Source organism: Acinetobacter ihumii (assembly GCF_900625095.1).
In the GTDB taxonomy this organism is placed as follows: Bacteria; Pseudomonadota; Gammaproteobacteria; order Pseudomonadales; family Moraxellaceae; genus Acinetobacter; species Acinetobacter ihumii.
In genome coordinates, this window is the sequence record NZ_LR130760.1 from 2,989,127 (window position 1) to 3,013,988 (window position 24,862).

Here is a 24,862-nt window from a genome sequence, read left to right on the forward strand (position 1 = left end):
CTCCATTTTTGGAGGTTTTTTTTATATCAGTAGGTAAAACTATTTATAATACGTCAAGTTTAATGTTGTCTTAGGTGTTCTAACGTGCCCATTCAAGAAATCCGTCATCCTTTGATTCGTCATAAACTTGGCTTATTGCGTCGTTCGGATATCAGCACTAAAAATTTTCGTGAACTTGCTCAGGAAGTGACCATGCTTCTGACCTATGAAGCAACTAAAGATTTGCAACTGGTCGATCATGAGATTGACGGTTGGGCTGGCAAAGTAACAACGCAGCGTATCGCGGGTAAAAAAATTACCATTGTGCCGATATTACGTGCAGGTATTGGGATGTTAGAAGGGGTACTTAACCTAATTCCAAGTGCCAAAGTAAGCGTATTGGGACTTGAGCGCGATGAAGAAACTTTACAGGCGCGTACTTATTATAAAAAATTAGTGCCAGATGTGGCGAATCGTATCGCGATGATTATTGATCCTATGTTGGCGACGGGCAGTTCGTTGGTGGCAGCGATTGATGTATTAAAAGCCAGTGGGTGTAAAGATATTCGTGTCATGATTTTGGTGGCTGCTCCAGAAGGCATTCAAAAAGTACAGGAGCTACATCCTGAAGTTCAAATTTATACTGCATCCATTGATGATGGTTTAAATGCACAAGGTTATATTGTGCCAGGTCTAGGAGACGCTGGAGATAAAATCTTTGGTAGTGTGCAAAAAGACTAAAAAATAAGATAAATCAGCCACCTATAGGGTGGCTTTTTTATGACGAAAAGATTGAGCAATAATTTGAAATGCATAATCTATGAAATCAATAATTTATAAAAATTAAATTAAACTTAAAATTTTAGTTAAGATTGAGTGGAAATAGTTATTTTTAACCGTAAATAAATAAGAAAATACAATAATGATTATGGATACAATATTGGTAATGTTAGTGATAATTGTTAACATTTGCGATAGGATTGCGCTAATTTTATGCAGGGGAAATTAAAATGTTGAATACTCAACCTAAAAGATTAGCACGTGCAATTTCTATCATGATGTTTATGGCGGCAGGCAACAATTTTGTTCATGCCGATAATGTTTTACCGACCATTAAACTTAAAGCTGACGATCAAGATCAGCAAGGGTATACCGTCCAGAAATCTAAATCTGCGACTAAAATGGAGCTGGCGCTTAAGGATACGCCACAGTCTGTCAGTGTAATTACAAAAGAACAAATCGATGATCAAAACTTAACAACAGTTGAAGATGTATTGAATCAGACCCCAGGTGTATATGTACAGCGTTTTGGCGCGCAAGGTGCAGTAGGCAATGGGGGAGAATATGTATTTTATTATGCTCGCGGTAAACAAGTTGTAAATTATCAAGTTGATGGTGTGATGACAGCACCAGCGATTGATGGCAAAAATGGATCATCACTTAGTAATTTTGATCCTGCTGTTTTTGAAAATGTTACGATTATTAAAGGTGCTACAGGTTTGACCAATGGTGCTGGTTATCCAAGCGCAAGCGTCAATTTTAATAGAAAACATGCCAATAGTAGTGTCCCAACTGGAGAGCTTAAACTAAGTACTGGCTCATGGGATACTTATCGTTCACAATTTGATGTACAGGGCGGCTTAAATAATTCAGGCTCTATTCGCGGTCGTGCTGTTGCATCGTATGGTCAGGGCGATTCATGGAAAGCTTGGGGAGATAATCAGTCAGCGACACTGTATGGTATTATCGATGCAGATATTGATCCTAAAACAACGGTTTCTGTAGGTGGTATGCTGAGTCGTAATAAAGTTACTGGCCTTGGCGTGCATGGGATTGATATGTATGGTATTGATGGTAGCATTAACCCTTACACGCCTAGCTTTAATGCAAATGCAAAATGGGCATATAGTCGGGTTGATACTGTTAATCTATTTGCCCAAGCAAAACATGAGTTTGAAAATCGTTGGAAGTTGCAGGCAAACTATAGTTATACGCAACAGCAAATTAAGTCGTTGTATGGGGTGATTGGTGTCGCCTCTGTAAATTATTCTGATCAGGATGTCATCAAGGGTACAACAACTTATAAAGCACATTATGCATCTCTAGCTGCCTCACAAAATAACTTTAATCCTGAAGAACATAGTTTAGATGTTTCTGCATCAGGGCCGTATCAGTTATTTGGTCGTGAACATGAGTTGATGCTGGGTGCAAGTTATCAGCATATTGAAAATAACAATAACAATTTCTCAGGTTACAACAGTGCTAATGTGGTTGATTTGAGAACGTGGAATGGTGATGTTGCATTACCTAGCGCGGCGACTCAAGTGGTAGGGGTGAATAACAAGAAATATGAGCAGGTAGGATATTATTTAGCTACACGCTTAAATCCAATTGATCATTTACATGTGATTGCAGGTGCTCGTTTATCTGACTATGATTATGAAACATTAGTTACGACTGCAACAAAAAAAACACCTACCCATTTTAGTACTTATGCAAAAGTTACTCCGTATGCAGGTATTACTTATGACATTGCCCCATGGTTAACTGCTTATGCAAGTTATACCAATATTTTTATGCCACAGAATAACCGTGACTACAATTATGCTTTATTGGATCCGCAAGAAGGTGATAACTATGAAGGTGGTTTTAAAGCGGCATTCTTTGAAAATCGCCTCAATCTGAGCGCTTCATATTTTGAAGCCAAGATGGATAATGTAGCAGATGCTGGTACAAAGTATGGAAACAATATTCCTGCTGATTTAGTTGGAATCGTCTTACCAACTGATAACTATTATGCTGAAATGGATGGGGTAAAAACCAAAGGCTATGAGATAGAAGCAAGTGGGGAAATTCTAGACGGATGGAATATTCAGACTGGTTATACTCATGCAAAATCAAAACAGAATGGTGTAAAAGTAAATACAACGATCCCAGAAGATCAATACAAGCTATTTACCACGTATAACCTCCCGATATTAGATAAAAAACTGACTATTGGTGGTGGTTTAAATTGGCAAAGTGCTTTCTATAATGGGAATGTTAAAGGTATAAATTATATTGCCTATAAACAAGATCAATTTGCACTTGTTAGTTTAATGGCTAAGTATCAGATTAATCGTGATTTAAGTGTTACGTTCAATGTAGACAATGTTACCAATGAAAAGTATCGTCTCAATACTTGGGCAAATACTTACGGTGATCCAACCAGTTATACGGGATCATTAAGCTATAAATTCTAATCATAGGCAAAAAAAACTCTTCCATTAGGAAGAGTTTTTTTATTGCTTAATTTAAAGCGTTTAATTAACACGATGTTCACAAAAATTCATAAAGGCTTTCAAACCCGGTCCCTGATATTTCTGGCGGTGTACCAATACATGTAATGGACGAGTCAGTTCCCAGAAAGGCGTGTCTAAAATCACCAATTGACCCTTTTCAATTAGTGGTTCAATTGCGAGTTTAGAAATACACGACATGCCTAAACCACCTGCAACGATTTTCAAGATCGCTTCATTGTGCCCAAGTGTGAGACGGATATTGGCATCCGGTACATCCTGTAAAATCGCATTATCAAACACTTCACGTGTTCCCGAACCTTCTTCACGTAAAATCCATTCTACGTTTAAAAAATCCTGCGGGGTTAAGGCACGATTGAGTTTGGCTAAGGGATGTTCTGGCGAGCAACATACTGCCAATTCATCATTACGCCAGTGAATACACTGCAACTGCGGTAAATGACATGAACCTTCAATCAGTGCTAAATCAAGCTGGAATTGGTTGACGGCTTCAATCATCTGACGTGTATTACCGACCTGAAGCTGTAAATGGGCTTGAGGATGAACCTGAAGAAAATCAGCCATCAAATCGGGAATCAGATAATCACTAATGGTCAGGGTCGCGCCCAAACGTAAATCAATACTTTGCAATTCACCTTTGGCAGCTTGTTCAAAAGCTTCACAACGCCCCAATATTTCTAAGGCTTGTGGGAGTAAAAAACGACCTAAATCATTGAGTTGTAAACGCTTACCTAAGCGATCGAATAGTGGTGCGCCTAAACCGTCTTCAAGATCGGCCAGTGCCATACTGGCAGCACTTTGTGTCAATCTAACCGCATCACTGGCCTTGGTGACCGTTCCCTCTTGAGCGACTGCCACAAAGACAGCCAGCTGACGTAATGTCATGCGCATGAATGAAGCCTTACTCTTGAAAAGTATTCATAATTTCTGCTGTCATGCTAACATGAGCATACCCTGTCGTGCCATGTTGAAATTATGTCAATTGAGAAATTTAGCGTAGAAAAGGTTTTATCTGTCCACCGTTGGACCTCCAATTTATTTAGTTTTCGCATGACCCGTCCAGCACATTTCAAATTTACAGCAGGTCAATTTGCCCGGATTGGTTTAAAAGTGGGGGATGATTTGGTGGTGCGCGCTTATTCAGTGGTGTCATCGCCTTTTGATGACACGCTGGAATTCTTTTCAATTGTTGTTCCAAATGGTGCCTTTACCTCGAATTTACAGCACTTAAACATAGGTGATGAGCTTTACCTTGAAAAAATTCCATACGGTTTTTTAACCTTGGCACGTTATCAATTGCCTTCACCACAGGATTTATGGCTTTTGGCAACAGGTACAGGTTTGGCTCCATTTATTTCCATGTTGCAGGATTTTGCAACATGGCAAAATTATCAGCACATCCATTTGGTTTATAGTGTACGTACTGCATCTGAATTGGCTTATGTCGATCGTATACAGGAAATTGCTGCAACTTTTGGTGAAGGGCATACTGGGTTTAAGTTTGTACCGGTAATTACGCGTGATCCAAATGCAGCTTTACATGACAGATTACCTGTACTGATTGAAAATGGAGAATTAGAAAAAGCAGTGGGATATACGTTCAATCCTGCAACCAGCCATATCATGCTTTGTGGTAATCCAGAAATGGTTGAAGATACTAAAGAAGCTCTAAAACGACGTGGTTTAAGTATGAACCGTCGTGGTGAGGGCAATATCGCAGTCGAAAACTATTGGTAATGCACTGGGGTTATCGCAGTGCAAAAATCGCGGCTTATACCATACAGAATTATTCAAATCATCTAGTTTGATTTAAAACGCATCGGCACACATTTCAGGACTTAATGTACGAACATATCCATAAATTCACGGAGTTCCTGAATTGCGGTTTCCAGATCGGTACTTAACCACGTGGCTTCAAAAAAACCTGCATAATGTTCAAGTCGCTGTTGTGGAACCACCAGGCGTATAGGACATTCTTCTTCAAGCATTCGCCACGGTAAAATCGGAACTTCATTGTCCAGAAATGAATTGACGTTGCGAATGTCAATAATCATGGCGTTAATACAATCTGGAAAAGGCATGACTGAAAACTCTTCAGTACGACGGCGAAAATATTCCAGATCACCCCATTTCAGACTATAGCTTGGTTTATTAAAACTGATGATGCCAATCAGGTGTTCATCACGCGTGTAATGTAATGAACATTCATGTGTGACGTCAGTGTCTAAATCCAGAGTGACGCTTTGCTGACGGTAGGACATAAAGACCTGAGTAAAAAAATGGGTGGGATAGTATAGCTCATTTTTATATACAACGCAGAAACAAAGAACACGATTGCGCTATGCTTTTTCACACAATGCTACATAAGTGCTTGTTATGATGAAGAACATGGACAATAAAACAGGGGATCAAAATGACACATGATTTTAATAAACCGAATTCACATACTTCTACACCCGAAGAAACTGAGAAAAAGAGACGTTTACCAGTTTACATTTTGATTGTAGTTGGCATATTTTTGATTGCGTTAATTGTATATATGGTCGCTGATCATAAACCTGATGCAAGCGATGCACCACCAGATCATCCGAATCCGAGTGCTGAGCCTGCAACACCAAATAATTCAACCACCAATAGTCAGCAATCTTAAAGATCGTGTGAATGGTTGGTAATTTTAAAGCCCTTTAATAACACTAAAGGGCTTTTTTGCAATCTTTTGCACTGTTTTTGTAGGAGTTCTTATATTGTAGGTTGAATAAAAAAAAGCCACGAAATAAGGTGAAAATCATCACAAATATAGCGTATTTCAATAAACACTTTATTTTACTGCTGAATAAATTTCGAAAATCAAATTTAAAGCAGTGAACAATATAACAAGAGGGCATGACAAGATGAATGATTATGTTGGCAATGAGTCCGCTCAGGCTCATTATGGATTGATGTACTATTGGGATATGTTCCAGCCCATTATTGCTGCAATTGCAATTTTTATTATTGGCTGGATTCTAGCACTGTTGATTGCAGCAGGAATAAAAAAACTTCTCACTGCATTAGGAACCAATCGGCATTTATCGAGTGCCACAGGTAAAGCCCCAGATTTTGAAGGGATTATCTCCAAATTTGTGTTCTGGTTCGTGTTAATTATTGCCTTAATTGCGTCATTAAATGTCCTGAATATTTATAGTGTCAGTGGCCCATTTAGTGCCATGGTGACTCAAGTTCTGGTGTTTGTTCCAAATCTGATTGCGGCAGCAGTGGTTGCTTTTGTAGGTTGGATCTTGGCACGTTTAGTGCGTGCTGTTTTAAGCAAAGGGTTGGCAAAAACCCAGCTTGATGAGAAATTAAGTACAGAAGTCGGTGTTCGACCACTGAGTGAAAATATTGCCGATATCGTATATTGGCTCATTTTGCTTTTATTCCTACCGATTGTGCTTTCGATTTTAGGACTTTCAGGACTGCTTTTACCTGTACAAGCGATGGTGGCTGATGTCGTTGGCTATCTTCCAAATATCTTTATTGCTGGTGTGATTATTTTTGTCGGTTATATTTTGGCAAAAATTGTACGCGGCATTGTTGAAAGTTTGCTCAATAGCCTGGGTATACAGACTCAAGCTGAGAAAATTGGTCTGTTTAAAAATAGCAATGTTGCTTCAGTATTGGGTTCGCTGGTCTTTGCTCTCATTTTTATTACGGCATTGATTATCGCATTTGAAGCACTTGGAATTGAATCGATTTCACAACCTGCTACGGCAATGTTGAATGAGATCATGTATGCGATTCCGAATATTATCGCGGCTGGTTTGATTCTGACTATTGCTTATGTGGTTTCTCGCTTTGTGGCAAAACTGGTTGAAGATATTTTGGCGGGAACAGGTGTTGATGAGGTTCCAGCAAAATTCGATTTACAACGCTTTTTGGGAACCACCAAAGTTTCACATGTAGTTGGTGTACTCATTGTGTTCTTTACCATGCTGTTTGCTGTAGCAGAAGCTGCAAATCGTCTTGGTTTTGATCAAATTAGTCATTTGATTGCGATCTTTATAGCCTTTGGTGCCAATATTTTATTGGGTGCAGTTATTTTGGTCATTGGCTTCTGGTTAGCCAATATTGTAGCCAATGTGGTACAGCGCGGTGAATATAATAGTTCACGCTGGTTAGGAAATTTGGTTCGTATTTTAATTATGGGCTTGGTTCTAGCGATGGGTCTGCGCGCAATGGGCATTGCCGATTCAATCGTCAATCTGGCGTTTGGTTTAACGCTCGGTTCAGTCGCCGTGGCTTTTGCTTTGGCCTTTGGTCTAGGTGGTCGTCAGCCTGCTGAACGCGTTTTAACTGATTTAATTGATAAAGCCAAGGCAGAAGGCAAACAGCCAAATCCACTTGCTGCAACAACGCCAAGTGTGGTGGTTGAAACTCCAGACACGTCATCTACCGTGGCAGCATCAGAGGTGGCAACAGATCATAATGTACCGAGTACTTTCGATGTTGATCCAGCGCATAAGCCTTTAAACAATCCATATGGTTCTAAAGGTGAAGGTGACGATGATGCAACGCTAAAACCCGATGACCAACCAAAATAAATTTTGATTTTTGCTTAAAGATCGGCCACTCTATCCAGAGTGGTCGTTTTTTAGACCTTTAAAAGAATAGAGGTCTTTCATCATGGTTAAGTCCTTTCAATTTTTTTCCCAAGTGAGAAATAAATAATAAGCACTTATGAAAGACATTTTTATACGTGAGTCATAAAAATAACAGTGGAGTGACATATGCAAAAACAGCCGAATCGTTTTATTGCACCAATTGTGATTGCAGGAATAACTGTTGGTTTTTTAGTGAGTGCCTATAAATTTGTATTTGCCAAGCCCAAGCCTGAGCAGAGCGAAAAAACAGTAGCAGACTCTGAACAAGAAACGCCTTCACTTAAAACTGAGCAAACCGATGCAGCCCCTTAATTTTGCTGTGCTTCATACATATTGTGCCGCCGCATAGGCAGATGACCATGCCCATTGAAAGTTATAACCGCCTAAGTGTCCTGTTACATCCAATACTTCACCAATAAAATAAAGTCCATGAACACGCTGACTTTGCATTGTTTTTGATGAAATTTCAGCAGTATCAACACCACCCAACGTCACTTCGGCGGTACGGTAGCCTTCTGTCCCTGAAGGTTTGACCACAAAGCTCTGTAATTGAGATGCGATTTGCTCCAATACTGTGTCGCTCAGTTGTGCAATCGCAGTGTCTGCATAATCTGACCAAATCAGTTGTTGCAACTCAAGCACAATGCTTTTTGCTGTGAACTCTGAAACTAGGGTTCGAAGCAAGACTTTGGGTTGCTGCTGTTTTTTGAGTTTAAAATATTCGATTAAGTCTTGTGCTGGGAAAAAGTTAATCTGAAAACTTTCTCCTGCGTGCCAATAATTGGAAAGTTGTAATGAACTTGGGCCGCTTAAACCCCGATGGGTAAACAATAGTGCTTCGGTAAAACTATGTTTATCATTAGACAGAGTGACATCTAATGCATTGCCACTCAAGCGAGTGGTGACTTCTTTAAATTGATCGGAAAAAGTAAACGGAACCAGTCCTGCGCGGGTCGGAAAAACGGGATGACCAAATTGTTTAGCAATCTCATAACCTACACCTGAACCACCGAGTGTTGGAATGGATAAGCCACCCGAAGCGACCACCAGAGATTCACAACTGAAATGTCCTTGCGTTGTGCTGACCTGAAATAAAGCATTGTCCAGTTTTTTGACTGTTTTTAATTCACAGTCCGTTTTAAGCGTGACTAGTTTGGCTTTTTCACATTCTGCGAGCAGCATATTTAAAATATCTTTTGAACCATTTAAGGTAAAAAGCTGGCCGTGTTTGCGTTCTTCGTAAGCAATCCCATAGTCACAAACCATGCCGATAAAATCCCAGTTGCTATAACGCGACAAGGCAGAAATGACAAAATGTGGATTATGGGAAATAAAATTTTCAGGCTCGACATACAGGTTGGTAAAGTTGCATTTACCTCCACCTGACATCAGAATTTTTTTACCGACTTTATTGGCTTTTTCAACCACCAGCACTTTACGCCCACGCCATGCAGCATGTGCAGCCAGCATCAGTCCAGATGCACCTGCACCCAGAACAATGACATCATAATGCATGGACATAAATCTACTCAGCGTGATAAAAGCGCGACATTATAAAAGATTTTGTCTGCCCTGTAATCCACCACTATGAATCGCTAAAATTCGGGTATTGGGGGCAAAGTAATGGTGTTTAATTAAATCTAAAATACCAAACAGCATTTTTCCTGTATAAATCGGTTCAAGCGGAATCTGATATTGTTCTTCAAACCCATGAATAAACTCAATTAATAGAGGTGAAGTTTTAGCATATCCTCCAAAACAATAGTCATCGCGAATATTCCAATTGCTTTTTTCTGTCAGATTGGCAATGTCCTGTTTTAAAAAATCACCTTTAAGTGCAGAAAACCCCATGACAGTTTGATGAGAATTACTGGCTTCAATCAGCCCTGTAAGGGTTCCTCCAGTTCCTACCGCACAGCAGATTACATCATAATTTTGGCGATCTGCATCCGTTAAAATTTCTGTGCAGCCTTGAATAGCGAGCGTATTCGTTCCGCCTTCAGGAATAATATAAGCTTTTGGAAAACGCCGTTGCAATTCGACCAAAAAATCGGCTTGGTTTTTATTGCGATAATCCTGTCTGCTGATAAATTCAAGCTGCATGCCAAACTGCGAGGCAGTGGTCAATGTGTGATTTAAGCGTTGCTGTGCAAGTTCTTCGCCACGAATAATGCCAATACTTTTAAAACCGAAATAATCAGCAGCATAAGCTGTGGCCGCAATATGATTAGAAAATGCACCGCCAAAGGTAATGATAGTATCTAAACCAAGCTGTTTTGCATATTGCAGGTTGTATTTGAGCTTATAAAATTTATTGCCTGAAATCTGTGGATGGATCAGATCCAGCCGTTTTAAAGCGAGATGTATCTCAGGCTGATCGATGAGCGTTTGATATTTTACAGCTTGTTCGATAGCGTTAAACATAGCAGGCAGCTTGAATGAAGACGTCATAGACATAGGCTAGATCAGCTAGTCCATCGCTTTGGATGACGTATCAACCGAAGCAATTACAGACATACCTGGACGTAAGCGTTCCAAGCCTTTTTGATCAGGATCAATGGCAATCCGTACAGAAATGCGCTGCACCACTTTGGTAAAGTTACCTGTGGCATTGTCTGCTTTGAGTACACTAAACTCTGAACCTGCCGCAGGGGAAATTTGTTCGACTCGACCTGTAAATTTTTGATGAGCCAGTGCATCGACAGTAAAGGTTGCCGTTTGCCCAATTTTCATATTGGCAATCTGGGTTTCTTTAAAGTTGGCAATCACCCATGTTTGTTGTGGGATCAAATACAAGAGCTGTGAACCGGCTGCGACATATTGCCCGACACGTGGATTGACCTCACCCAACTGTCCATCCATTGGCGCGGTAATCACACTATAATCTTTGGTGGTGGTTGCCTGATCCAGTTGTGCCTGAGCACTGGTGACTTGCGCTTCTAAACCTGTTTGTGCAACCTGTGCTGTTTTTAATGCTTCCTGCGTAACATGAACATTGGCTTCGGCTTGTTTGAGTAAGGCCAGATTATTTTTAACGTCTGCTGCTGCCTTATCACGTTCTGATTTAGAGGCTGCGCCACTGTCACCAAGTTGTTGATAACGATTTAATTGAGTCACGGACAAATCATATTGCGCCTGTGCCTGATCGACTTTGGCTTGGGCCGCAGCAATATCGGCTTGTCGTTGGGCAATGGTCTGAGTCTGGTTGGCTAGGTTGTTTTTGGCCTGTTCAACCGCAGATTCAGCCTGTGTGACTTTCTGATCGTAAGTCGTGGCATCAATATGCATTAAAGGTTGACCTTGTTTGACGTAGTCAAAATCCTTGACCAATACGTCTTTGATATAGCCATTAATTTGTGAGGAAAGCACTGTGGTTTTGCCTTTGACATAACTATTGTCAGTTTGTTCCATCACGGTATGAAACGGCCCAATCCGCCAAGCCCACATAATCAGACCTACACCTATCAACAACACCACAAACATTATCGCCAAAGTCGATTTTTTGGTGGGAATTAATTTACCGACGCGCTGTACCGGTTTGAGCGGAGCAGGTTGTGGTGTAACAGGTGATGTGCCAGATGAGGACTGATTCGTGTCATTCGAAGCAGGTTCATGCTGTGGATTATTTTTTTGCTCGTCACTCATAAATTATACTCAAACACTCCACTCAGGATGATGTCGATGAGGCACTCAGTTTCTCCCGATAGGTGAGATACCTTCCCCAGATAATATTGCATAATCCCCAAAGGAATAACACAATTGCCACGATACTATTAAAGTTAATCACATCGTTATAGGCACGAACCTGAGCCTCACGATTTGTGGTTTGCAATAAAGTTTTGCTTGCCTGTAATTGGTCTTGAACAGGATCACTAATGTTGGGACTAAATTTTGCCTGATACTGTTTTAAACGTTGCTCCACCAGAGGGTCAGTGGGTTCAAGATTACGGCTAATATCCATTTGATAGACTTGGGTTTGGCGTTTTTGGTAAGTGTTATAAAACGATGAACCAATTAATCCACCGAAGTTTTGTGTGGCAGAAAATAGCACAATAAAAGTGACGACATGGGCAGGACTTTCTTTTAAGGCACGTCCAAAGCCAACCAAGAGTAATGGTCCAATAAATAAACCATTGGCAAAGGCAATTAGAAATTGGCTGTGATAAAAATTTTGCGGACGAATGTCACTGGTCAAGTGTGCATCTAGCTTACTGGCCACCAAGATTAAAAAAGAAGCTAAAACCAGATGTAATAAGGTTCGTTCTCTGGAAAAGGTCACCGCACTAAAGATCACACCGGCCAGCATTCCAAAAAAGATCACGCTATAAAGACCGACAAACTGGTCTGGTCCCATGCCCATGGTTTTCAGAAAGTTCACTGCGGCATAGCTTTGTTCTGACAATAAAAAACGCAGACACAAAGCACCGAACACAAAACGAAGAACCGCAAAAGTACCTAACCAGCGGGTCATAATCAGGGGGTTGCTGCGATGATGTTCATACATAAAACCAAACATGAGCAGCACAAAACCTATGATTAATACATAAGCCAGCCATGGAGAATCAAACCACCATAGCAAAGGACCTTGCGTTAACACCGCACAGATACAAGCAAAGCCCGGAGCAAGCAATAAAAAGGTAAAAATATCCTCACGTTCAAAAACGGCAATACGTAAACTGCGTGGTAATTTCAAAGAAACCACCATGGCATAGCAACACACCGCCAAACCCAGCTCAAAGGTATAAAGTACAGTCCAGTCATTGACCGTGACCAACGCAGGTGAAATGATCCATGCCAATGGGACACCAAGTTGACCAAAACCAAAACCGATATATAAGCCTCTTAAACGATGCTCTTTAGTAAAGCCCTGCATAATGTAATACATGCCTAAAGAACTTAACGGCGCAGCCACCATCCCGCTAATAAAACGTACAAAAATTGCCATAGGATAATTTTGTACAAAAATATGCAGGATCATGACCCCAATAAACGCCAACAAACCAATTTCGGTAAAGAGACGTAAACCATACTGTTGACGTGCTTTGAACAAGATTAAATTCGAGCTGACATTCGCCATGACGTATGCCGCAGGTAGCCACGCGCTTTCAATGGGCGTTAAACCATATTCACCCTGCAACTGCGGTAAATTGGCTGTAATAAAGCCATTACTGAGTCCTGCGGTCAGTGCGATAAAGGTGCCGATAATAAAATACAGATAACGTTTATGCGACGGATGTTGAATGGATGGCGGTGAACCTGGTAAAACCGGACGTTCATCATCGGTCCAGTCAGGAGGGGTTTCTAGGTAACGAGGATGATCAGCCATGATATACCTCGTCATTTAAATATATGCCATGGAGCATTAACTCGACTGCACGATTGGCAAATCGAATTCTTTCTGTTTCATTATGTCCCCGAAAAGAGGAGGACAGCATGGAAACAATACTGCGATAATCTTCAAAACTAAAGTCAGCACGACAAATTTTTTTCTGAATTGCCTGATCAATCAAGGGCTGAACAATCAGTTGATGATGCTGTACCAAAGGAATCAGCATTTCATCATTTCGATCCAGTACCCGCCAATACTCCATTAGAGCTGACAGATGATTTAAATTGTGTACATGACTCCTGATGAGTCGGATTAAGCCATCATCGTAGTGATTATATTGTTCAGCAGTCTGTTCTAAATGTAATACAGCTTGTTCAAGTAAAGCATAAACCAATGCCTTTCGATCAGTAAAATTTCGATAGAAAGTTGCACGACCTACACCTGCATGATCAATAATGATTTGTAGTGGCACATTCATTCCATGAATTTTAAACATTTCAACCGCAGCTTCGAGTAAGTCTTCCCGATTTCTGGCTGCGCGTTTGATATGTTTACTCATAGTAAAATGAAGCTGGATATGATCAGGGTATTTTACGGACGTTTTTGTCCGAATTTTCAATAAAATTTTTATCGAATTGTAAAACATAACTAAAAATTATGAATAATTTAAAAATTGATTATTTTATTTTTTGAATTAATCAACTTAAGCTAAATAAAACAATGAAAATGGGAGGATCTTGATGACCACGCAACATGAAGTCAATCAGCAACAATACCAAGACAAAGCGAAAGCTTATTTAAAGAGTGCTGTACATGCCCAAGGAGTAGAATTTGGCAAGATAGGTGAGATGTTAAAGCGACAATCGTTTAAACGTGTTTTAGATTTAGGCTGTGGTGGCGGACATGTCACATATCATATTGCACCTGATGTGGGGCAGGTGATTGCTTATGACTTAACTGCCCAAATGGTGCAATTGGTGCTTGAACAGGCGAAGGAGCGCGGATTAAATAACGTTATGGGGCAGCAAGGTGCAGCAGAACAACTTGATTTTGCCGATCAAAGTTTATGTGCGGTCGTAAGTCGTTATTCAGCGCATCATTGGCAAAATGTTTCCCAAGCGATGCATGAAATCTATCGCGTGCTTAAACCGCGTGGCAAAGTCATTTTTGTTGATATTTTGGGAAATCAGCAACCGATATTGGATACTTTTTTACAGAGTATGGAAGTCATTCGTGATCCAAGCCATGTTCGTAATTATTCTTTAGCCGAATGGATGACGTTTGCTGAACGTGCAGGTTTTAAAATTGAGCAGATGGACAAACAAACTTTGCAGTTAGATTTTTCCAGTTGGGTTGAACGGATGCAAACACCAGCAGAAGCGGTTGCGACATTACGTTATTTGCAACAAAAAGCATCTGATGAGGTAAAAAATTATTATCAAATACAGTCGGATGGTTCATTTCAAAGCGAAGTGATGTATTTGGTTCTTACAAAGCCTGAGTAATACGTTAAAATTCATGTTTATCAGCTTTCAGTATTGGATCATCACGTGGATAGTTTGCTGCCTTTATTTTCAATTGCCATGGCTTTAATGCTAGGTGCAATCAGTCCGGGTCCAAGCTTTATTTATGTGGCGCAAAACTCGATTGCAAAATCGCGCAAGCATGGTTTGTTTACTGCATTAGGCACAGGTACAGGCGCAGCGATTTTTGGTTTGCTTGCAGTCATGGGCTTGCAGGCAATTTTGTTAGCTGTGCCATCGGCATATCTGATGTTAAAAATTGGTGGTGGGCTATATTTACTGTGGCTGGCGTATAAAATTGTTAAACATGCCAAATCTCCAATTGAGATGGATGCCGAACAACAACAGACGATGTCTTACCAAAGTGCCTATCGTTATGGTCTCATGACTCAACTCAGCAATCCAAAAATTGCTGTGGTATTGGCCAGTGTATTTACAGCGTTGTTACCCAAAGATATTCCACATTATTATTATGTTGCATTGCCTGTAATTTGTTTTGTGATTGATGCAGGCTGGTATTCCTTGGTTGCTTTACTTTTATCTTCTGAAAAACCACGTCGTGCTTATGTAAAAGCCAAAACTTTAATAGATCGTGTCACGGGCGGCATTGTCACGATTTTAGGTTTAAAACTGATCTTCTCTAGTCGTTAATTTTACTGTTTTAGTGTTTATATTGAGGCAGGCAGATTGAGAGTAAATGTTCTCGATAAACGCAATGACTGATTAAATTTTGAAAAGCTTTTTTGCTCGCTATTTATACAATATATGCTAGTCTGATTGTCATAATAACCAAAATAATCAGGGGGTCATATGAAAAGGATATTTTTGTATGCCTTGTCGATCAGTTTAGGCATTGTTTTATTCGGTTGCGATGCTCAGGAAGATTATCGGGTCCCGAAAACGACGCGTAGTATGAGCATTGCAGGAATGCCTGTTTATGAAAAAGATTTTGCCTTGAATCAAGTTAGACTGGTTGATCATACAGTGAGTAAATATGATTAAGTCTGGTTTGTGGATGATATTATCCATGTTGATACTGACAAGCTTTTCCCATGCCTGTGAGCCTGCATCCTTAAATTGGCAACAGTTTAAGAGCAGTCATGATCGTAATCACAATGGAACTTTCGAGCTTGAAGAATTTATGCATGTTCGTGACTTCGAACCATACCCATGGCCTGCTGATCCTCGTTTTCAAGACAAAGATAAGCAACAGAAATTATTTAACTTTTTAGATAAAAATAAGGATGGTCATTTAACTGATGAAGAGCTAGGAGCAGTTCATCAGTTATTTGAAAATCCATGTGCTGATTGGCCTTGGTCCAAAGCTCGTTAGGGGTATGCCTTAAATATCAGAAATAGCCTGAAAATATCTAAGCGGCTAATAACTTTTTGGCAGCTAAACGATGTTCTGCTTGTAATTTTTCAATATCAAGACTCAATAATTGTTGATCTTTAACAATCCACTTGCCACCGACCATGACATGTTCCGCTCGGTCTGCACCACAAAGCAGCAATGCTGAAATTGGATCATGACTCCCTGAAAATTTTAATTCATCTAATTTGTACAAGGCAAAATCTGCCTGAAAACCGACCGCAACTTGTCCTAAATGTTGCTCACGACCCAACAATTTGGCTGAACCCGCTGTACCCCAGTGTAATGCCAGTTCAGGTGTTATACGTTCCGCACCGTATTTAAGACGTTGTAAATACATGGCTTGACGCGCTTCCAAAATCAGATTCGATGCATCTCCAGAAGCAGAACCATCGACACCTAAACCCAGAGTTGCACCTGCCTGCATTAAGTCAAGCGTTGGGCAAATGCCAGACGCAAGTCGCATATTGGAGTGTGGACAGTGACAAATACCAACGCCCGCCTGACCTAAACGCTGGATTTCTTCGGCATTAAAATGAATACCATGTGCCAGCCATGTTCGGTCACTTAACCAGCCGACACTCTCCAGATAATCTACAGTGCGCATGCCAAACATTTTTAAGCAAAAAGCTTCTTCATCAAGCGTTTCTGCCAAATGAGTATGTAAACGAACATTGAGACGTTCAGCCATGGCAGCACTTTCACGCATAATGTCTTGTGTCACGGAAAATGGCGAACAAGGTGCAAGCGCAATATTGACCATCGCATTGGCATCACGTTGATGATATTTGTGCACTAACCGTTCTGAATCCAGCAAAATTTGCTCCATATGCTGAACGGTATGTTGCGGAGGAAGTCCCCCTGATTCCTCGCCCAAACTCATTGAGCCACGGGTAAGCATGACACGAATGCCTAACTCTTGCGCTGCTTGTGCTTGTATATCAATCGCATCGGTCAATTGCTCTGGAAATAAATAATGATGATCGGCGGCAAAGGTACAACCTGACATGACGAGTTCAGCCAATGCAACTTGTGTAGCGAGATGCAACTGTTCTGGTGTCAGTTTAGCCCAGACAGGATATAAATTTTTTAACCAAGGAAAAAGCGGGACATTCACCACAGGCGACCACGCACGGGTTAAAGTCTGGTAAAAATGATGATGAGCATTGACCAGCCCGGGTATCACCACGCAATCTTTGGCATCAAACACTTGATCGACAGGCGAAAGGGGAGATTGACCTTGTGCAACCAGTTCAATGATTTGCCCATTTTCAACCACGACACCATTCGTTGCATCATGTTGATTGGCTGTAAAAATCGCAAGAGGGTGTTTGATCCAGAGACGTGACATGGCAGATTTCGCTCAAATATTTTCATCATTTAAAAAGCAATGCACGTACCATCATTATAATTTTATTATGTGTTTTATAATTGATATAAATAAAAATATATATGCTGAAATATTAAGTCTGAATTATTTAAATGAGTTATTTAAAAAATGCCAGTCGATTTGATTCGGCTGGCATTCCACAAAGCATGGATTTGACACTGATACTCTTATGAATGATTTTCAGCAGTTGCGGTGGCTTCTGGCAAGCTTTCAGCTTGCGCTTTCTTTCCCACATGTAAGTGATTGAAGAAAAGATTAAGTAAAACGGCCGCAATACAAGTAATACTGATACCAGAATGGAATAAGGTTTGAACGACACTTGGCATTGAGTGGAAAAAGTCTGGGCTAATTAAAGGAATCAGACCAGCCGCCAGTGACACCGCGACAATAATCAGATTAGATTGAACTTGGTAATCTACTTTTGACAATGTACGAATACCACTCACTGCCACACTACCAAATAACACTAATCCTGCGCCACCTAATACAGGCATAGGGATAGACGCGACCAAACGACCAAATACTGGAAGTAGACCAAGTACAACCAAAATACCTCCAGCAGTTGCCACAACAAAACGGCTTTTTACACCTGTAATTGCAACTAAACCGACATTCTGTACAAATGCACACTGCATAAACGCACCGAACAGAGGAGCAAGACCAGAAGAGAGCATATCTGCACGTAAGCCATCTGCAATACGTTTGTTATCGACTTTGGTATCTACAATTTCACCAATTGCCAATAAGCTTGCTGTGGTTTCAGTCAAGATGACCAGCGTCACAATGCTCATGGTTAAAATAGCAGGCCATTCAAACACAGGCATACCAAAGCCTAAAATATTAGGAAGTGCAACCCACGGCCCATTTCCAACTTTGGAGAAATCGGCTAAACCCAGTGCAAAGGCAACGATGGCACCACAAAAGATTGAAAGCAATACGGCAAGACGTTTAACGGCTGGAGAACCAAACTTGGTCAGCAACAACAAAACCAATAAGGTAAACCCTGCTAAACCTATATTTTCAATGGAACCCCAGTTTTCCGCTTTTGGATTGCCACCCATCATCCAGCGGATTGCGACAGGTAACAGTGAGATCCCGATAATGGCAATAATCGAACCGGTGACAATCGGCGGAAAAAAACGCACAATTTTGGAAAAAAATGGTGCAATAATGATCCCAAACAGGGAGCTAACCATAATTGCACCAAGAATGGCCTGAAAACTGCCCCCATTTGAACCAATCGCGATCATACTTGCAACGGCTGCAAAAGAGGTTCCTTGTACAATCGGAAGTTTAGAACCGAACCACTTTACCCCAAGCGTTTGTAATAGTGTTGCAAGACCTGCAACCAGAATAGAGGCTGTAATTAATAAGCCGATATCTGCCTGAGAAAGCCCAATCCCAAGACCTACTACCAGTGGTGCTGCAATTAAGCCGCCGTACATGGTAAGTACATGTTGGAAACCATATGTTAAATTTTTGCCTGCGCTGAGCATTTCATGCTCAGGTGATGTGCTTTTAGATTGGTCGTGCATATCAAACCCTTTCAACTTTGTGTGTATGACAAAAGTAAAATTTGCAACATACATGCCATCTTCTTATTATTTAAATAATCATAAATTTTAAAATATGAAAATTAATATAATCCCTCACCCCCTTATGCATGGCATAGCATTTGCTCCATTCAGATTAGTTCCATGCATTTTTTCTAAATGAATATCTTTAAGGGAGTCAAGAATGTGAATGCTTCAATTCCAGTAATTGATATATCTGGTCTATTTAGCCCAGATTTACAAGACCGCAAAGCGGTTGCAACTGAGTTAAAACAGGCATGTGAAGATAAAGGTTTCTTTTATATTGCACATCATGGGGTATCTACAGCATTGCAAAAGACTGTATTTGAACAGAGTAAACAATTTTTTGATTTGCCTATAGCGACCAAAGAAAAGGTCCATAAAAAGCATTCGATTGCCAATCGTGGATATGAACCCCTAAAGAATCAAACACTAGAAGCAGGCACCCCTGCGGACTTAAAAGAAGGCTTTTATGCTGGTCGTGAATATGCCTTAGACAGTCAGGAAGTGCTGCAAAAAAGGTTCAATCATGGACCGAATCAGTGGCCAGAACAACTTCCTGAATTTCAGTCGGTCATGCAATCTTATCAGGCTCAGCTTGAAAGTCTGGCAAAATATCTAATGCGCGGACTGGCATTGTCGTTGGAACTGGATGAACATTATTTTGACGAGTTCTGTCAGGACTCATTGGTGACCCTTCGTTTGTTACATTATCCGCCACAGCCTGCCAACCCTGAACCCAATGAAAAAGGCTGCGGGGCACATACGGATTTTGGTGCATTAACCTTGCTGCTACAAGACCAACAGGGCGGCTTACAGGTGTGGGATAAAAATACTGAAAGTTGGCTTGATGCTCCACCAATCGAAGGTACATATGTGATTAATCTAGGAGATTTAATCGCGCGCTGGACCAATAATCGTTATAAATCTACGTTACATCGGGTGATTAATCAGTCTGGTCAACAACGTTACTCGGTTCCATTTTTCTTTGGTGGAAATCCAGATTATCAAGTGCAGTGTATAGCCAATTGCAAGGCAGACAACGAAGCTGAATTATTTGAACCTACCACAGTTGAAAAGCACCATGTAGAAATGTACCGGAGAACGTATGGCTAAACATATGGTATTGGTACATGGCGCATGGCAGGGCAGTTGGTCATTTGATTTGATTAAACCGTTATTGGAACAAACAGGCTGGCAAGTGCACGCCGTGGATTTGCCTAATAATGGCTGGAATAATGAAACGCAAATTGTTGCCAATCAGCAAAATTATTGTGAGCATGTGGTGCAGGTGATTCAACAAATTGGAGAACCAGTTGTATTACTAGGGCATAGTGGTGGAGGTCTAACCATTTCAGCTGTAGCGGAACAAATTCCCAATATGATCTCTCATTTGGTGTATTTGGTCGGGATGATGTTGCCCTCAGAAATGTCATTTCTGGATTTTAAAAAGCTGTGTGAGCAGCATTTTCCCGATGAAGATTTTGCAGGGATTTCACCTTATCTGACTTTTACCCAAGATGGCTATAGTGTTGTGAGTCAAGAAGGTGCAAAAAAAATCTTTTTGCAAGATTGTGAGCCAAAACTGGCGCAGCAATTAATTGAAAAATTGCGAGCACAGCCAGAAACAGGGCGTGATTTAAAACCTGTTTTGACACCTGAACGCTTTGGTCGGGTGCCACGTATTTATGTCGAAGCACTCTATGATCAATCTTTATCCATCAATATGCAGCGTTTGATGCAACAGTTACAACCTGATCATTTGCAGGTCATGACCATGCAGACAGGGCATGTGCCACAGGCAGTTGAACCTGAATTGTTGATCGAAAAGCTGAGTCAACTACTTGTTGAAAAAGTATCTGCTTAACATCAATTCGCATTGAGGAAAATCAATTTTGTAAAGTGATTTTCCTCTTATGGAGTGATAAGAAATGATTGATCTTGGTTTAAATTGATCTTAATTTAGAAGCGCGGATCAATCTTTAAAATGCACAGGTATCCACTGATAGCTTTTGCCATCTGCTGAATAAATATGACCCATGCCCGGAAACGGTAAATGTGGCGCTGCAATGGTCTGACCATGTTTCGCAAAATCGGCAAATTGTTTTAAACGGGTTTGAACGGCTTGTTTGGGATCAATATCATATTCAATTGAGGTTTCAGGTCGATCAAACTGAACTGTATGTGAATGCACAATATCGCCAATAAATACGACTGTTTCAGCATTGGTTTTTAGTTCATAACTAAAATGACCCGGGGTATGTCCTGCGGTATTAATGACTTTAAAGCCTTGAATATCGTCACCCAGTTTAAAAGTTTTAAAGCGTTGTTTGGCTTGATAGGGTGCTAAAGCCGCCTTGATTTTCTCCACTGTACTTAAATAGCCTGCACGTTTTTCTTGTGGAATTTTCTCGGCTTGTTTGGGATTTAGCCAATAATTGGCTTCATCTTGTGAGACATAGACTGTTGCATTTGGAAAATTCGCTTTTCCATCTTTACTGATGCCACAGACATGATCAGGATGTAAATGTGTGAGTAATATAGTATCGACTTGTTCGGGTTTGTAGCCTGATGCTTTTAAATTACTTAGAACTGAGCCTAAATGTGCGCCAAAACAACTTGCTGCACCACTATCGACCAGAACCAATGATTTACCTGTATTCACCAGAAAGGCATTCACTGAGGTCTGTACACCTTTGTCTTGATCTGCATAATATTTCTTTAAAATCTCGTGAACCTGTTTTTGTGGAATATCTTTAAACAGTGTAGGGGACATAAAGTTTGTGCCGTCGAGCAGAGCAGTGATTTGTACATCGCCTGATTGATATTGGTAATAGCCTGCGACTTGTTTTTGTTGTTCGATTGGAGGGGCAGTGGCGAAGACTGGTGGGCTGACGAAGCTAGAGCATAGTAAAGCGGAGGCGAGTAGTTTTTTCATTTGAATGTATTTATTAATTTATGGTGTTTATTTTTTAACATGTGGGGCAAGATTTTTCATCTTTTTTAGTTTGTGTAAAAGATTTTAAGAGCCTGTAAAAACTTCTGTGTAAAAGTCGCTTAAATGAAAGCGTCTAAACGACCTTCAAATTCGATCATAAACCGACTCATAGCAGCACGCCAATCCCGAATTGGCATATTCCACTTTTTTGATGCAGCTTCAATTGCCAAATAGATTACCTTTCTGACCGAGTCATCGGTTGGAAAGAGCTTACGCTTCTTGATTGCCTGCCGAATCACACTATTTAGTGATTCAATTGCATTGGTGGTGTAAATCGCTTTACGAATATCTGCTGGATAAGCAAACAAGGTATTTAGGTGCTGCCAGTGTCCGTACCAAGATTTGCTAATCTGCGGGTATTTATCATCCCATGTGCTCGCAAAGACTTCTAATGCCTGCAAGGCAGACTCTTCAGTAACAGCTTGATAAATACGCTTCAAGTCACTGGTGACGGCTTTATAGTCCTTCCAACTCACATATTTCAAACTGTTGCGTACCATGTGGATAATACATAGTTGAATGCGTGTTTGTGGGTAGACGGTAGTAATCGCATCAGGAAAGCCTTTCAAACCATCTACACAGGCAATCAGAATGTCTTGTACACCACGATTCTTTAGTTCTGTTAGAACGGACAGCCAGAATTTGGCACCTTCATTCTCGGCGATCCACATACCCAGCAGATCTTTGTGACCCTCAAGGTTAACACCCAATGCTAGAAAGACAGCTTTGTTAATAACGCTGTTGTCCTGTCTGACCTTCACCACAATGCAATCAAGGTACACGATGGGGTAAATGTTATCGAGTGGGCGATTCTGCCACTCAATCACTTGCTCTTTAACCGCATCTGTCACCTTGGAAATCAAACTAGGAGATACATCTGCATCGTATAGTTCTTTGAATGTACTGACGATTTCACGGGTGGTCATGCCTTTGGCATACAGCGATAGGATTTGGCTATCCATGCTGGTGATTCTGGTTTGGTGTTTCTTCACTAATTGTGGTTCAAATGTACCATCACGATCACGTGGGGTATTCAGCTCAAACTCACCATCACCCGTGAGTAGTTGCTTCTTACTGTAGCCATTACGTGCATTGCCTTTGGCACTAGGCTGGTGACGCTCATGCCCTAAATGCTCAGTGAGTTCTGCATTTAGGGCTGTTTCAACGGTAAGTTTCTTTAGAGCTTTACTGAATTCATTCAGGTCAGAATCTGTTTTTAGGTTTTTGGCAAATTCTTTTGCCAGTGCCATCAATTGACTGTGATCCATTGTGGATGTCTCCATCTATCCCTATTACAGGGTACTAAGATTTGGACATTTACACAGTTTTATTTACAGGCTCGATTTTAAACATGTAGTATTTTTTATCTCAAAAAGATTTTAGATTGTTTATTTCTATTTTGGATTAGGAATATTATTTTGTAAAAGAATGAATGATAAATAGTTTTTATAAAATTATTAAAGATTTTTAAAATCTTTTTTATGAATCGTTACTTCAATAAAATTTTCTTTGTCCTTAGGTTCCTTTTGGCGGAAGTCTTCAACAATTGCGAATGCTGTTGAAAATATAGCTGATCTTGTAAGCTGAATTAGATTAAGAAGGCTAGTTTCAAATTCACTAATTCTTACATACGTGTGGGTCGAGTCATTGGAAAGTTCAAAAGTGTCTGGAACTAGAAATAGAATGTGATGTTCTAATGCATTTCTCCACTTTTTATAAAAACCAAATTCTCCGTTTTTTTCATTTAGATCGCAAATTATGCTATTAACAGCAATTAAAGCAAAATTTTCTTTTTCCTCTAGAATAGATCTATTATCACGCCAAAAATTATTAAAAGATGTGTTATCTTTAATTTTAAGAGAGAAATATTGACATAAGAAGATTGCTAACTTATCCAATATTGAAAAACACAATCTAAAACAAGTTCTTAGCTTTTCATATCTTATATTAATGATTTCTTGGTCATTGAGTTCGGAATAACAACTCTCGTAATCAAACTGAGAGCTATCAGTGAATTTAGACTCATAGAAAAGTACTCGAATTAAAGAAAACTCAGCCTTAATACGATTCAAGTATTGTTCAAATTGAAAAATACTTCCCGAAGAAATGACTCCCTCTAAAAGAGTTAAATTATCTCGTTCATTGGCAATGCATGAACAATACATTCCATGAATATTTAAAGTTAAATTTTCTTCTATACACCATTGTCTAAAGTGGCTCATCAAAGAATATTCTTTGCGAGTTTCTTGTTCATCTTGCTCTAGATTCATTGAGTCTAGCTGGCGACTTAAGAATTTACTTTTATATGCGTAGTAAGGTTTCCAATCATTAGGTACCAGTTTTGATTTATTAGAAAAATCATAACCTTTTATAATTTCAATTATCATCTTATGGGATCTATGATCCAATAATTTATCAAATTGCTCTAAGCAAGAACTCCTGTTAAGCCATGCCTGAGGATAGATTGTATTTTGCTTTATGACCAGATTATAAATTTGTAGTGCTTCAGAAAATCGAAATTGCTGTTTAAGAACATTAGCAAGATTAATCAGATTTTGTTGATATAAGTCATAATCTTCACTTTTATTGATTAGTTTAAAAGCCTTCCAATATAAGTTTTTTACTTCATTAAATAATTTTATATTTTTAAAACTTACTTCTTCGGTGGAATACCCGCAGTCATTTGCAAGAGCGAGCTTTCCATTTGCTAAATTGTAAAAATAAGTAATATTGAAATTTTTTTCAAAGTGTTCAGAAT

Annotated in this window: 24 protein-coding genes; 12 read left to right on the forward strand and 12 right to left on the reverse strand. The window is 40.0% G+C overall.

Features of this window, described 5'->3' with window-relative positions:
* The first annotated feature begins 84 nt into the window (after positions 1–84).
* Both upp and E0D95_RS14050 read left to right on the forward strand, forming a co-directional pair.
* On the forward strand, positions 85–720 hold the full coding sequence (gene upp, locus E0D95_RS14045) for a uracil phosphoribosyltransferase (RefSeq protein ID WP_130804584.1): 636 nt from the start codon (positions 85–87) through the stop codon (positions 718–720).
* A gap of 269 nt (positions 721–989) precedes the next feature.
* The gene (locus E0D95_RS14050; RefSeq protein ID WP_130804586.1) at positions 990–3,221 is read left to right on the forward strand and encodes a TonB-dependent siderophore receptor; all 2,232 of its coding nucleotides are present in this window, start codon (positions 990–992) and stop codon (positions 3,219–3,221) included.
* A gap of 60 nt (positions 3,222–3,281) precedes the next feature.
* On the opposite strand, the gene gigC is transcribed toward E0D95_RS14050, so the two are convergent.
* Positions 3,282–4,169, reverse strand: a complete 888-nt coding sequence (gene gigC / locus E0D95_RS14055; RefSeq protein ID WP_130804588.1) for a LysR family transcriptional regulator GigC — start codon at positions 4,167–4,169, stop codon at positions 3,282–3,284.
* Positions 4,170–4,253: 84 nt separating this feature from the next.
* Here gigC and E0D95_RS14060 point away from each other — a divergent pair, with 84 nt between their 5' ends.
* Entirely contained in the window at positions 4,254–5,015 is a 762-nt protein-coding gene (locus tag E0D95_RS14060) for a ferredoxin--NADP reductase (protein WP_130804590.1), read from the forward strand.
* Between the two features lie 101 nt (positions 5,016–5,116).
* Here the strand turns inward: E0D95_RS14060 and E0D95_RS14065 are convergent, their stop codons facing one another.
* Complete coding sequence (locus E0D95_RS14065) at positions 5,117–5,539, reverse strand: hypothetical protein (protein WP_130804592.1); 423 nt, start codon at positions 5,537–5,539, stop codon at positions 5,117–5,119.
* Between the two features lie 152 nt (positions 5,540–5,691).
* Here E0D95_RS14065 and E0D95_RS14070 point away from each other — a divergent pair, with 152 nt between their 5' ends.
* The 3 genes from E0D95_RS14070 (at position 5,692) to E0D95_RS14080 (ending at position 8,230) form a co-directional block, all read left to right on the forward strand.
* Positions 5,692–5,928 (forward strand): flagellar basal body-associated FliL family protein, encoded by a 237-nt coding sequence (locus E0D95_RS14070; protein WP_130804594.1) that lies wholly within the window; start codon positions 5,692–5,694, stop codon positions 5,926–5,928.
* Positions 5,929–6,169: 241 nt separating this feature from the next.
* Positions 6,170–7,858 carry a mechanosensitive ion channel gene (locus E0D95_RS14075; RefSeq protein WP_130804597.1) on the forward strand — a complete coding sequence of 563 codons (1,689 nt, stop codon included), beginning with the start codon at positions 6,170–6,172 and terminating at the stop codon, positions 7,856–7,858.
* Positions 7,859–8,044: 186 nt separating this feature from the next.
* Complete coding sequence (locus E0D95_RS14080; protein ID WP_130804599.1) at positions 8,045–8,230, forward strand: hypothetical protein; 186 nt, start codon at positions 8,045–8,047, stop codon at positions 8,228–8,230.
* A gap of 12 nt (positions 8,231–8,242) precedes the next feature.
* On the opposite strand, the gene E0D95_RS14085 is transcribed toward E0D95_RS14080, so the two are convergent.
* The 5 genes from E0D95_RS14085 to E0D95_RS14105 are packed head-to-tail and all read right to left on the reverse strand — an operon-like array spanning position 8,243 to position 13,806.
* Entirely contained in the window at positions 8,243–9,439 is a 1,197-nt protein-coding gene (locus E0D95_RS14085; protein WP_130804601.1) for a BaiN/RdsA family NAD(P)/FAD-dependent oxidoreductase, read from the reverse strand.
* A gap of 30 nt (positions 9,440–9,469) precedes the next feature.
* Complete coding sequence (locus tag E0D95_RS14090) at positions 9,470–10,342, reverse strand: 1-aminocyclopropane-1-carboxylate deaminase/D-cysteine desulfhydrase (RefSeq protein WP_130804603.1); 873 nt, start codon at positions 10,340–10,342, stop codon at positions 9,470–9,472.
* A gap of 45 nt (positions 10,343–10,387) precedes the next feature.
* Positions 10,388–11,563, reverse strand: coding sequence for an HlyD family secretion protein (locus tag E0D95_RS14095; protein ID WP_130804605.1), 1,176 nt, complete (start codon positions 11,561–11,563; stop codon positions 10,388–10,390).
* Between the two features lie 22 nt (positions 11,564–11,585).
* A complete protein-coding gene (locus E0D95_RS14100) occupies positions 11,586–13,244 on the reverse strand; it encodes an MFS transporter (RefSeq protein ID WP_130804607.1) in 1,659 nt (552 codons plus the stop codon).
* Positions 13,237–13,806 (reverse strand): TetR/AcrR family transcriptional regulator, encoded by a 570-nt coding sequence (locus tag E0D95_RS14105; RefSeq protein WP_130804609.1) that lies wholly within the window; start codon positions 13,804–13,806, stop codon positions 13,237–13,239. The genes E0D95_RS14100 and E0D95_RS14105 overlap by 8 nt, the downstream gene beginning before the upstream one ends.
* A 181-nt stretch (positions 13,807–13,987) precedes the next feature.
* On the opposite strand from E0D95_RS14105, the gene E0D95_RS14110 reads away from it, so the two are divergent.
* The 4 genes from E0D95_RS14110 to E0D95_RS14125 all read left to right on the forward strand — a co-directional run bounded on the left by E0D95_RS14110 (position 13,988) and on the right by E0D95_RS14125 (position 16,103).
* The gene (locus E0D95_RS14110) at positions 13,988–14,752 is read left to right on the forward strand and encodes a class I SAM-dependent methyltransferase (protein ID WP_130804611.1); all 765 of its coding nucleotides are present in this window, start codon (positions 13,988–13,990) and stop codon (positions 14,750–14,752) included.
* A 78-nt stretch (positions 14,753–14,830) separates the two neighbouring features.
* Positions 14,831–15,421, forward strand: a complete 591-nt coding sequence (locus E0D95_RS14115) for a LysE family translocator (RefSeq protein WP_130804913.1) — start codon at positions 14,831–14,833, stop codon at positions 15,419–15,421.
* Between the two features lie 159 nt (positions 15,422–15,580).
* Positions 15,581–15,772 (forward strand): NF038215 family lipoprotein, encoded by a 192-nt coding sequence (locus E0D95_RS14120; RefSeq protein WP_130804613.1) that lies wholly within the window; start codon positions 15,581–15,583, stop codon positions 15,770–15,772.
* Between the two features lie 25 nt (positions 15,773–15,797).
* Positions 15,798–16,103, forward strand: a complete 306-nt coding sequence (locus tag E0D95_RS14125; RefSeq protein WP_228258867.1) for an EF-hand domain-containing protein — start codon at positions 15,798–15,800, stop codon at positions 16,101–16,103.
* 37 nt (positions 16,104–16,140) lie between these two features.
* Here the strand turns inward: E0D95_RS14125 and E0D95_RS14130 are convergent, their stop codons facing one another.
* Together E0D95_RS14130 and E0D95_RS14135 are read right to left on the reverse strand one after the other, a co-directional pair.
* Positions 16,141–17,493 (reverse strand): 8-oxoguanine deaminase, encoded by a 1,353-nt coding sequence (locus tag E0D95_RS14130; protein WP_130804615.1) that lies wholly within the window; start codon positions 17,491–17,493, stop codon positions 16,141–16,143.
* 206 nt (positions 17,494–17,699) lie between these two features.
* Positions 17,700–19,067, reverse strand: coding sequence for a nucleobase:cation symporter-2 family protein (locus E0D95_RS14135; RefSeq protein WP_130804617.1), 1,368 nt, complete (start codon positions 19,065–19,067; stop codon positions 17,700–17,702).
* 177 nt (positions 19,068–19,244) lie between these two features.
* Here E0D95_RS14135 and E0D95_RS14140 point away from each other — a divergent pair, with 177 nt between their 5' ends.
* Together E0D95_RS14140 and E0D95_RS14145 are read left to right on the forward strand one after the other, a co-directional pair.
* Positions 19,245–20,222: an isopenicillin N synthase family dioxygenase gene (locus E0D95_RS14140; RefSeq protein WP_171478547.1), complete on the forward strand. Its 978-nt coding sequence runs from the start codon at positions 19,245–19,247 to the stop codon at positions 20,220–20,222.
* Positions 20,215–20,973 (forward strand): alpha/beta fold hydrolase, encoded by a 759-nt coding sequence (locus E0D95_RS14145; RefSeq protein ID WP_130804621.1) that lies wholly within the window; start codon positions 20,215–20,217, stop codon positions 20,971–20,973. The genes E0D95_RS14140 and E0D95_RS14145 overlap by 8 nt, the downstream gene beginning before the upstream one ends.
* A 108-nt stretch (positions 20,974–21,081) precedes the next feature.
* Here E0D95_RS14145 and E0D95_RS14150 read toward each other — a convergent pair whose 3' ends face one another.
* From E0D95_RS14150 to E0D95_RS14160, 3 genes are all read right to left on the reverse strand, one after another.
* Complete coding sequence (locus E0D95_RS14150) at positions 21,082–22,044, reverse strand: MBL fold metallo-hydrolase (RefSeq protein WP_130804623.1); 963 nt, start codon at positions 22,042–22,044, stop codon at positions 21,082–21,084.
* Between the two features lie 119 nt (positions 22,045–22,163).
* Positions 22,164–23,372 carry an IS256-like element ISAbe10 family transposase gene (locus E0D95_RS14155; protein WP_130804625.1) on the reverse strand — a complete coding sequence of 403 codons (1,209 nt, stop codon included), beginning with the start codon at positions 23,370–23,372 and terminating at the stop codon, positions 22,164–22,166.
* A 189-nt stretch (positions 23,373–23,561) separates the two neighbouring features.
* Positions 23,562–24,862, reverse strand: a 1,301-nt coding sequence (locus E0D95_RS14160; protein ID WP_130804915.1) for an LA2681 family HEPN domain-containing protein, incomplete at its 5' end; no start/stop codon positions are given.

Excerpts from the sequence above, each read along its gene's own strand:
- E0D95_RS14050 (WP_130804586.1), top strand. The coding sequence starts at position 990 with ATGTTGAATACTCAACCTAAAAGATTAGCACGTGCAATTTCTATCATG.
- gigC (WP_130804588.1), bottom strand. The coding sequence starts at position 4,169 with ATGCGCATGACATTACGTCAGCTGGCTGTCTTTGTGGCAGTCGCTCAA.
- E0D95_RS14060 (WP_130804590.1), top strand. The coding sequence starts at position 4,254 with ATGTCAATTGAGAAATTTAGCGTAGAAAAGGTTTTATCTGTCCACCGT.
- E0D95_RS14065 (WP_130804592.1), bottom strand. The coding sequence starts at position 5,539 with ATGTCCTACCGTCAGCAAAGCGTCACTCTGGATTTAGACACTGACGTC.
- E0D95_RS14070 (WP_130804594.1), top strand. The coding sequence starts at position 5,692 with ATGACACATGATTTTAATAAACCGAATTCACATACTTCTACACCCGAA.
- E0D95_RS14075 (WP_130804597.1), top strand. The coding sequence starts at position 6,170 with ATGAATGATTATGTTGGCAATGAGTCCGCTCAGGCTCATTATGGATTG.
- E0D95_RS14080 (WP_130804599.1), top strand. The coding sequence starts at position 8,045 with ATGCAAAAACAGCCGAATCGTTTTATTGCACCAATTGTGATTGCAGGA.
- E0D95_RS14085 (WP_130804601.1), bottom strand. The coding sequence starts at position 9,439 with ATGTCCATGCATTATGATGTCATTGTTCTGGGTGCAGGTGCATCTGGA.
- E0D95_RS14090 (WP_130804603.1), bottom strand. The coding sequence starts at position 10,342 with ATGTTTAACGCTATCGAACAAGCTGTAAAATATCAAACGCTCATCGAT.
- E0D95_RS14095 (WP_130804605.1), bottom strand. The coding sequence starts at position 11,563 with ATGAGTGACGAGCAAAAAAATAATCCACAGCATGAACCTGCTTCGAAT.
- E0D95_RS14100 (WP_130804607.1), bottom strand. The coding sequence starts at position 13,244 with ATGGCTGATCATCCTCGTTACCTAGAAACCCCTCCTGACTGGACCGAT.
- E0D95_RS14105 (WP_130804609.1), bottom strand. The coding sequence starts at position 13,806 with ATGAGTAAACATATCAAACGCGCAGCCAGAAATCGGGAAGACTTACTC.
- E0D95_RS14110 (WP_130804611.1), top strand. The coding sequence starts at position 13,988 with ATGACCACGCAACATGAAGTCAATCAGCAACAATACCAAGACAAAGCG.
- E0D95_RS14115 (WP_130804913.1), top strand. The coding sequence starts at position 14,831 with ATGGCTTTAATGCTAGGTGCAATCAGTCCGGGTCCAAGCTTTATTTAT.
- E0D95_RS14120 (WP_130804613.1), top strand. The coding sequence starts at position 15,581 with ATGAAAAGGATATTTTTGTATGCCTTGTCGATCAGTTTAGGCATTGTT.
- E0D95_RS14125 (WP_228258867.1), top strand. The coding sequence starts at position 15,798 with ATGTTGATACTGACAAGCTTTTCCCATGCCTGTGAGCCTGCATCCTTA.
- E0D95_RS14130 (WP_130804615.1), bottom strand. The coding sequence starts at position 17,493 with ATGTCACGTCTCTGGATCAAACACCCTCTTGCGATTTTTACAGCCAAT.
- E0D95_RS14135 (WP_130804617.1), bottom strand. The coding sequence starts at position 19,067 with ATGCACGACCAATCTAAAAGCACATCACCTGAGCATGAAATGCTCAGC.
- E0D95_RS14140 (WP_171478547.1), top strand. The coding sequence starts at position 19,245 with ATGAATATCTTTAAGGGAGTCAAGAATGTGAATGCTTCAATTCCAGTA.
- E0D95_RS14145 (WP_130804621.1), top strand. The coding sequence starts at position 20,215 with ATGGCTAAACATATGGTATTGGTACATGGCGCATGGCAGGGCAGTTGG.
- E0D95_RS14150 (WP_130804623.1), bottom strand. The coding sequence starts at position 22,044 with ATGAAAAAACTACTCGCCTCCGCTTTACTATGCTCTAGCTTCGTCAGC.
- E0D95_RS14155 (WP_130804625.1), bottom strand. The coding sequence starts at position 23,372 with ATGGATCACAGTCAATTGATGGCACTGGCAAAAGAATTTGCCAAAAAC.